Below are 248 nucleotides of genomic sequence, written 5' to 3'. Positions count from 1 at the left end.
CAACGGCCGCGCTCGAATTCAAAAAGGCGTTCTACCTGGCAGTCAAAGCGCTGTTCGCCTCGGAACCGGAAACCGAACACGTCTACGTCGTGTTCGGGCAACCGGCCAATTACGTGCCCGACGACATCGTTTCTTTTGGGCGCGTAACCACCGGGCAGGAAGCGGCCACTCTCAGCACGAACCGCAGCCGCGAGGAAACCCTGACGCTCGACGTCACCGTGTCCTGTTTCATGGGCGGCGACGAGGAA

General features: G+C 60.9%; 1 protein-coding gene. It reads left to right on the top strand.

Going from position 1 to position 248, the window contains the following annotated elements:
- The coding region (locus tag SB847_RS21880; protein WP_410578823.1) for a hypothetical protein at positions 1–248 on the top strand (248 nt) is incomplete at both ends.

Source organism: Bacillus sp. SIMBA_026, from assembly GCF_046535335.1.
Lineage (GTDB): Bacteria > Bacillota > Bacilli > Bacillales > Bacillaceae > Bacillus > Bacillus velezensis.
Note: the sequence above shows the minus strand (reverse complement) of the source record. Positions and strands in the feature narration are given on the sequence as shown.